This is a genomic window from Nitrospirota bacterium, from assembly GCA_040757335.1.
In the GTDB taxonomy this organism is placed as follows: domain Bacteria; phylum Nitrospirota; class Nitrospiria; order 2-01-FULL-66-17; family 2-01-FULL-66-17; genus JBFLXB01.
Window position 1 is genome coordinate 23,957 of the sequence record JBFLXB010000036.1, and the last position, 8,521, is coordinate 32,477.

Genomic DNA, 8,521 nt, shown 5'->3' on the forward strand with positions numbered 1-8,521 from the left:
ATTGGGGTCAGAGTACTTTTTCGGCCGCGAGTGGATATGCCTTTGACATGGACAACGGGGGGAGCCATGAACACGATGAACGGTAGTTGCATGCTAGTCACGCGAGGGTTGCTGATGCTGATGTCAGTTGTGTTTTTCGGCGTGGGGCCCGCGCTGGCGGAGGAGCCCGCGGCGAGACAAGATACGGCTGCCGCAAAGCCCGTTGCTGCGACGCCGGAGTCTGGGCCCATCGCACAGCCTGCCCACGGGCCGCAGGAAGGCATCAAGGTGCACGGCCACTGGGTGATCGAAGTCCGCAACCCGGACGGCAAATTGGTTGAGCGCCGCGACTTCGAGAACGCACTCACGCAATATGGCCAGATTTATCTTGCAGACTTCCTGAGGCGCAGCTCCACACCGGGGAGCTGGGCAATATTGGTCTTTGACGGACTGTGCCCGGGCGGGTCAACGGCCGTGTGCGTGATTCTCGAAAGCGGCGCCTCCTATCCAGCCATCGCCCCCGTCACCTTCCCGAATCTCCAAGTTTCCGGGGGGCCGGGCTCATTAGTTTTGAGCGGCAGCTTAACCGCGTCTGCTGCCGGCAACGTAACTGATGTGGCTGCGCAAGTTGGCCGCTGCGGCCCTGATGCAGCTCCCCAGAATTGCGGCTCTGGTTTCCTCTACGGTCAGCCCTTCACCAGCCGTCAGGTGTCCCCGCCCGTTCCTGTGCAGCAGGGACAAATTGTCCAGATCACCGTCACCATCAGCTTCTCCTGATTCTCGGATGGGAACGTGTACTCGCGCAGGAGTCGGCATGAGGGGGGCATGATGAACTTTGGGCATAAAATGTTGCGAAGAGTGCTCTTGGCGGCGGTGTTGGCCATAGGGTCCTTGCCAGCTCCAAGCCTCTTCGCCCAGACCCACACGGATGCGGGTCCTGCGCCGAAGCCCTCGGCAACAGCCTCGCAGGTGCGCTCCGGGCCTCCCGCGCATACGAGACACACGGCGGCGCCGCTCGGCCGGTTGCCCGTGTCCTTTGAGGAGAACCGCGGGCAAACGGATGCGCGGGTGAAGTTCCTGTCGCGCGGAAACGGGTATGCCCTGGCATTGACGGAGGACGAAGCGGTGTTGGCGCTTCGGGCCGACCAGCCGGCGGTGCTGCGGATGGGACTGGCCGGAGCCAGCGACACGGCCCGAATCTCCGGCGAAGAGCCGCTGCCCGGAAAAATCTACTACGTGGACGGCGAGACCAAGGGCCCGCTCACCGGGAGTCGCACGTTCCGCCGCGTGCGCTATACCGGCGTCTATCCCGGCATTGATGCCGTTTATCACGGCGACCACGACCGCCTGGAATTTGACTTCATCGTCGCGCCGCACGCCGACCCCGGCCGCATCCGCCTGGCCTTCTCCGGGGCCGACAAGGACAAGGTCGTGCTCGCCGAAAATGGCGATCTGGTCTTGCGCGTGGCGGGTGAAGACGTGCTCCTGAAGAAGCCGGTCGTCTATCAGGACGCGGCCAGCGGACGCCGCGAGGTGAGCGGCGGGTTTGTCCTCGAGAAAGACTCCACTGCGCGCTTTACGCTGGGCCAGTATGATCCGGCGCTGCCACTGGTCATCGACCCCACCATTTCGTTCGCGACCTACATCGGCTCGGGCGCGATGGATACTGTTGCCGCCTTGGAGACCGACGCCACCGGCGCCATTTACATCCTTGGGAGTCTTGGCGACGTGGTCAGCGGCGGCGCGGCCATTTCGTTCCCGTTTTGGCAGTCGTTTCCGGATTTCTTCACCGGCTCCGGCAGTTCCGGTTGTTACCTGGCGAAGTTGCGCCCAGACGGCAGTGGCGGAGTGAACTACGACTTCGTCGCGCTCATCGCCAGCCTCGGGTGCGAGGCGATGGCCGTCGCGCCCACCGGCGAAGTCTCCATTGCCGGTCCGAACGGGCTCCCACAGCAAACCGTGGTGCAAACCTTTGATACCGCCGGCAGCCTGCAGCGCACCCGGCTGTTCCACATTCCGCTGCAAAACACCCGCCAATTGCGGGTGGACAGTTCCGGCAACACCTACGCTCTCGGCCTGTGCTCGCAAGAGGCCACCTCCGGAACCTTCTATCCGCTGCCTGGCGGTTTCCAAGACAGCCCAGCCCCTGGCTTGTGCGACGACCCCAATTCGATCGGCGGGACGAATGCGCAGTTTCTGCTGATCGTCACCGATACGGCCGGCCAGATCAGCTACGGCACGTTCCTCGGCGACGGTACGGATGTGGTGGACGCGACCGCGCTGGAGATTGACGGCCACGGCACGGCATACATTGCGGGGCAGACGGACGGGGGATTGAATGGGTTCCTCACGGACAACGCTTTCCAGTCGTCGCCAGGGGATACGGTCTGCACCCAGAATTGCAGTCCGGGCGATGCGTTCCTGATGGTGATTGACCCCACGCAAGCCGAACTCGCTTCGCTGTCTTACTCCTCCTTCTTTGGCGGCACGAATGTCGAGCGCGACATTGCCTTGGCGCTCGACGGCGCCGGCCTGGTTTACCTGGCCGGAAACACCGACTCGCGCGGCAGTTTCCCCGGTTACGCTTTCAATGACCCCGCCATTTTTCTTTCCGTGCTGGACCTCTCCCAGCCCCCGGCGAACCAGCTTCTCTCCAGCGTTGCGGTGGTGGAGAGCCCGGCGACCTCGCTGCTGCCGTGGCTCGAAAGCGGCCCCACGCTGCGCCTGATGCCCAACGGCTGGGTGGCGCTGATGGCGGATAGTACGGATAGCTCTTTCCTCCTGGTGAACCCACTGTTTTCCGGCCCCTATGACCTGGTGGCACCGAACCCGCTCCGGCCGTTGCTGCTGGTGTACGACCCGGTGAACGCCGCGTTCCCCTTGGCCACGTTCCTCGACAATGTGCAGCTTGCGCGGAACCCGCACATCGCCACGTTTGGGGCAGACAATCTCTATGTGGCGATGGTCACCACGGAAATGAACCGCTCTACCGACAACTCTCCCACCTTCGGCCAGGAGGACGTGCTGCTCTTCGGAGTCACCGGCATCAGCGGTTCGGGCGGGGGCAACCAGCCGCCTACCGTATTCATTCCGTTCTTCACGCCGGTGCTGTACGCGGACTCACCCTCCGGTGTCACCCTCAATTTGACCGCCCAAGCCTTCGATCCGGAAGGCGACCCGTTGACCTACTCCTGGAGCGGGCCGTTTACCGATAGTCCGGTGACGACTGGCTACAACCTGACGACGCGGCTCGCGCTCGGCTTGCAGCAGACGGTCACCGTGACCGTGAGGGACGACCACGGCAACTCCGCCTCCACCAGCATCACCGTGGACGTGCTTGGTGTGTCCTGCGCCGGCGGCGTGGCCGCGCCAGTGGACAGCTCCGCCAACGCCGGGATCTTCAACTACGCGCCGCTCACCTTCACCGCCGTCGGTTCGACCGTCGGCAACTGCCAGGCCTTCCTGACCACGCGCCTGGACCAGAATCCGCCGGTTCCTTCGAACCTGCAGGCGGGCTCGCCGCCGATGTACTTCGAAGTTTCCCACATCGGCGCCTCGTTGGTGGTGCCCATTGACGTGTGCATTGATACGCGGGGCATGAGCTTCCCCAATCCCGCAAGCATCCGCCTCTACCAGTTTGACCGGAGCGGGCCACTGGCCTTCTGGAACGACATCACCACGGCGGGCTATCCGCAAGGCAACCAGCTCTGCGGCCGGACCAATACCCTGGGCACCTTCGCCATTTTCTATCCGCAGGTGCCGCAGACAGCCATCGAAACCATCGCCGGCAACGGCATCCTCGTTGGCAGCGTCGACGGCCCGGGCGGCGATCCGTCAGACGACTTCGTCTCGGGTCCCGCGCTGTCCACGCCGTTGGGCTATCTGGGAACCGGCGCGTACGACCGCGCCCGCAACGTCCTCTATTTCACGCAGCTCGGCGGGTACATCCGCAAGCTCGACTTGAACACCAATATGGTCACCACCGTGGCCGGAAATGGAATTCAGATCCTGGGCGTGATTGACGGCCCGGGCGGCGACCTGCGCGACGACCTGGTAGACGGCGGCGATCCCTTCAACACCTTCATCGGGCAGCCGGTGGAACTAGCGCTCCATCCTGGCGGGGACCTGGTCTTCTTCGACCGCTATACCTGCCGCATCCGCAGGCTCGATTTCGCGCAGAACCGGGTGTTCAGTTTCGGCGGCAACGGCAACTGTGCATTCTCGGGCGACGGAGGCCCCGCGGCGCAGGCCGCGCTCTCACTCAGCAACATGGCCTTTGATGCCGCGGGCCATCTCCTCCTCGCCGATCGTTCACATGCCCGTGTCCGCCGCGTGGATGGCGCGACCGGCATCATCTCCACCATAGCCGGCGACGGCACGTTCGGCGTGCCGGCCAGCGGTTCGCCTCTCGCCACCATCGGGCCAGTGCAGGCGTTGGCCTTCGACGCGCAGGGCCATTTGTTGATCAGCAACGGCACCGACTTGATGCGCATGTCGCCGGGCGCGGACGGTCTCATTGACGGCAGCGCTGACGAAACGCTCACCCTGATCAACGGCTGCCACACCAATTGCCAGCAACCCTTCGGCGGCGACGGCCTGCCCATCAACGATCCGACCGTGTTCCTCGCGCAGGTACACCACATGAGCGTGGCGCAGGATGGCGCGCTGCTATTAGGCGATGGCTTCCGCATCCGCCGGATCGCGCCCGGCGCGGACGGCGTGGTGACCGGGGCCAACGACGAAATCATCCAGACCATTGCCAGCTACGTCGATTTTCGTTCGAATCCGCCGGCCAACTTCAACGGCGATACGTTCGCCACCCAGTCATACTTGGGGCCCGGCGCCACGCCGCTGGAAGACAACCAGGGCCGCATCCTGGTGGTGGACGCCAACAATTACCGCATCCGGCGCTTTGGCCTGTCGCCGTTCTTGGCGCCTCCGCCGGCTCCAAACCTGGCCGCGTCCAAAGCGATTGTCACGTCGGGGCTCTTCCAAACAGAGGTGAGTGCGCTGGATGTCTTCAACGGCGACACGGTGCAATTCCGCTTGACGGCCTCCAACGTCGGCGCCGACCCGACCACGGGGCCCATTGCCTTCAGCGATACGCTGGCTGCCGGCCTGACCTACACGGGCAGCACCCCGGGCTGCAGCGCCGCAGGACAAGTCGTCACCTGCGTCCGTGCCGGGCCCATCGCGCCAGGCCAGAGCGAGTCCGTGGACATCGTCGCGCAAGTGGGCCAGAACGTCGCCTCCCCAGGCCCGGTGCGGCTCGATAACCGGGTCAGCGTCTCGACGGCCGGCGATACGGATGCCACCAACGATCTCTCCGCACCGGTCGTGCTCAGCGTAAACCTCGCCCCCGCGGTGATCAACGTCACGGAGACGATTATCGTCACGGACACGCCCACTGTGCTGCCGTCGGCGATGATCGGCGTGAACGAAAACATCGTGGTCACCGACGCGCCGGCAGTGACGCCGCCGGCTCCAAACCTGGCCGCGTCCAAAGCGATTATCACATCGGGGCTCTTCCAAACCGAGGTGAGTGCGCTGGATGTCGTCAACGGCGACACGGTGCGCTTCCGCGTAACGGCCTCCAACGTCGGCGCCGGCCCGACCACCGGGCCCATTACCTTTAGCGATACGCTGGCTGCCGGCCTGACCTACACGGGCACCCGCCCGGGCTGCAGCGCCGCGGGACAAGTCGTCGCCTGCGTGCTGGCTGGGCCAATCGCGCCAGGCCAAAGCGCGTCCGTGGACATCGTCGTGCAAGTGGGCCCGACCGTCGCCGCTCCAGGTCCGGTTCAGCTCACCAACCGGGTCAGCGTCGCGACGGCCGGCGATACGGATGCCACCAACGATCTCTCCGCACCCGTCACGCTCACCGTGACCGCGCCGCCCACGCTTACGTCCATCGTTGTGACCCCGGCCGATCATACGATCACCGTCGGTCAGATACAGCCGTTCACGGCCACCGGGCACTACAGCGATGGATCCACGCGGGTGCTCAGCCCGGGCAACCACATTGCCGCGGGGTATAATCACACGTGTGCGCTGCTGGCCGACGGCACGGTGCACTGCTGGGGGGATAACACCTATGGCAAACTCGGCGATGGAACGAACGCACCCTTCTCCACCGTTCCCGTATCGGTCAGCGGGATGTCTACCGCCACGACGATTGCGGCGGGGGTCGCTCACACGTGTGCGCTGCTGGCCGACGGCACGGTGCACTGCTGGGGGGATAACACCTATGGCGAGCTCGGCGATGGGATGAACACGCCCTTGTCCAATGTTCCCGTGTCGGTCAGCGGGATCTCCACCGCCACGGCGATTGCCACGGGGGCATTTCACACGTGTGCGCTGCTGGCCGATGGCACGGTGCACTGCTGGGGGGATAACACCTATGGCGAGCTCGGCGATGGGATGAACACGCCCTTGTCCAATGTTCCCGTGTCGGTCAGCGGGATCTCCACCGCCACGGCGATTGCCGCGGGGTATGATCACACGTGTGCGCTGCTGGCCGACGGCACGGTGCACTGCTGGGGGCGTAACGGCGATGGCCAACTCGGCGATGGAACGAACGCACCCTTCTCCACTGTTCCCGTGTCGGTCAGCGGGATCTCCACCGCTACGGCGATTGCGGCGGGGGACCTTCATACATGCGCGTTGACTTCCGACGGCACAGTGGAATGCTGGGGGCAGAACTTCTACGGCCAACTCGGCGATGGGACGAACGCACCCTCCGCTGTTCCCGTGTCGGTCAGCGGGATCTCCACCGCTACGGCGATTGCCACGGGGCAACTTCACACCTGTGCGCTGCTGGCCGACGGCACGGTGACATGCTGGGGGTATAACGGCAGCGGCCGACTCGGCGATGGGACGAACGCGCCTTCCAACACCCCCGTATCGGTCAGCGGGATGACGCCACCTGCGTTCGCCGTGGTCTGGACGAGCAGCACCACGGCCGTCGCGACCATCAACGCCAATGGCGTTGCGGCCGGCCTGAGCCCCGGCGCCACGACGATCACGGCCACCTACGGCGGCCTCAGCGGAAACACGACGCTGACGGTCAATGCACCGGCTCCAAACCTGGCCGCGTCCAAAGCGATTGTGACGTCGGGGCTCTTCCAAACAGAGGTGAGTGCGCTGGATGTCTTCAACGGCGACACGGTGCAATTCCGCTTGACGGCCTCCAACGTCGGCCCCGGCCCGACCACGGGGCCCATTGCCCTCAGCGATACGCTGGCTGCCGGCCTGACCTACACGGGCAGCACCCCGGGCTGCAGCGCCACAGGACAAGTCGTCACCTGCGTCCGTGCCGGGCCCATCGCGCCAGGCCAGAGCGAGTCCGTGGACATCGTCGCGCAGGTGGGCCAGAACGTCGCCTCCCCAGGCCCGGTGCGGCTCGATAACCGGGTCAGCGTCTCGACGGCCGGCGATACGGATGCCACCAACGATCTCTCCGCACCCGTTGTGCTCACCGTGACCGCTCCGGTGGACGTGCAGATCATAAAAGCCGTGAGATTTATCCTGGACAGCAGGAACGTTCTCGTGCCTGAGGCCGACGGCAAGGCTGAAAATGGGAGCCTGGTCGCATTCGGCATCGGTCTGGCGAACGTCGGAACCAACCCCATTACCGGCACGGTTACCGTCAGGGACACGCTGCCAACAGGTCTGACGCTTCTCTCCTTCGGCCAACCGTGCACGGCGGCAGGCCAGGTCCTCACTTGCGAGTTCGATTTCTCAACAGATTGGCTCCGGCCGAACACCCAGGTTGCGGTTGGCCTGCAAACGCGAGTCGGTAACCTGGCCACGCCGGGTCAGCCGGTAAACATCACCAACACGGCCATTGCCATGCTGGCCGGCGATTCCAATCCGCAGAACAACTCCGCCAGCGTCAGTTTCACCGTCACCGATCTCACGCCGCCGGTGATCAGTGCGTGTGCGACACCGGCGAATCTTGGCGCAAATGCTGCCGGCCAGGCCACGATGCCGGATATGACCGCCACCGTGCAGGCCACCGACAACTGGCCCGGCGCGCTCATCATCGCGCAGAATCCGTCGGCCGGCACACTGCTCGGTATCGGAACGTATCCAGTGACAATAACGGTGATTGACACGGAAGGAAATAGCAGCACTTGCCAGAGCTCCGTGATCGTGCAGGATGTGACGCCGCCTACGCTGACGCTGCCGGCCAACATCACCACGTCGGCCACGAGCTCCTCCGGCGCAGTGGTGAACTACACGGCCAAAGCCGACGACGGCATCTTCGGCCCGCTCACGCCTTCGTGCACGCCGCCCAGCGGCTCCACCTTCGCCGTCGGCACCACCACGGTGAACTGCAACGTGGCCGACGCGGCCGGCAACCGCACGACGGGCAGCTTCACCGTGACCGTGGTCGAGATTCTCCCCGCCGGCGGCCGCGTGGTGGAGGGGACGGTGACACGGCTGTTGGCGTTTGCGCCGGGAGGCGGACCGGAGAGTGAGCCGGCGCAGGGGCTGAGCGTGCGGCTGGCGAGGCAGATCGGCGGAGGTCCTACGCTGA

At 65.0% G+C, this 8,521-nt stretch carries 2 protein-coding genes; both read left to right on the forward strand.

Annotated features, from left to right (window positions below; all coding sequences use genetic code 11):
• The first annotated feature begins 66 nt into the window (after positions 1-66).
• The gene (locus AB1451_15075; protein MEW6684218.1) at positions 67-756 is read left to right on the forward strand and encodes a hypothetical protein; all 690 of its coding nucleotides are present in this window, start codon (positions 67-69) and stop codon (positions 754-756) included.
• 291 nt (positions 757-1,047) lie between these two features.
• On the forward strand, positions 1,048-8,521 hold a 7,474-nt coding region (locus AB1451_15080), incomplete at its 3' end, for an HYR domain-containing protein (protein MEW6684219.1).

Excerpts from the sequence above, each read along its gene's own strand:
- AB1451_15075 (MEW6684218.1), top strand. The coding sequence starts at position 67 with ATGAACACGATGAACGGTAGTTGCATGCTAGTCACGCGAGGGTTGCTG.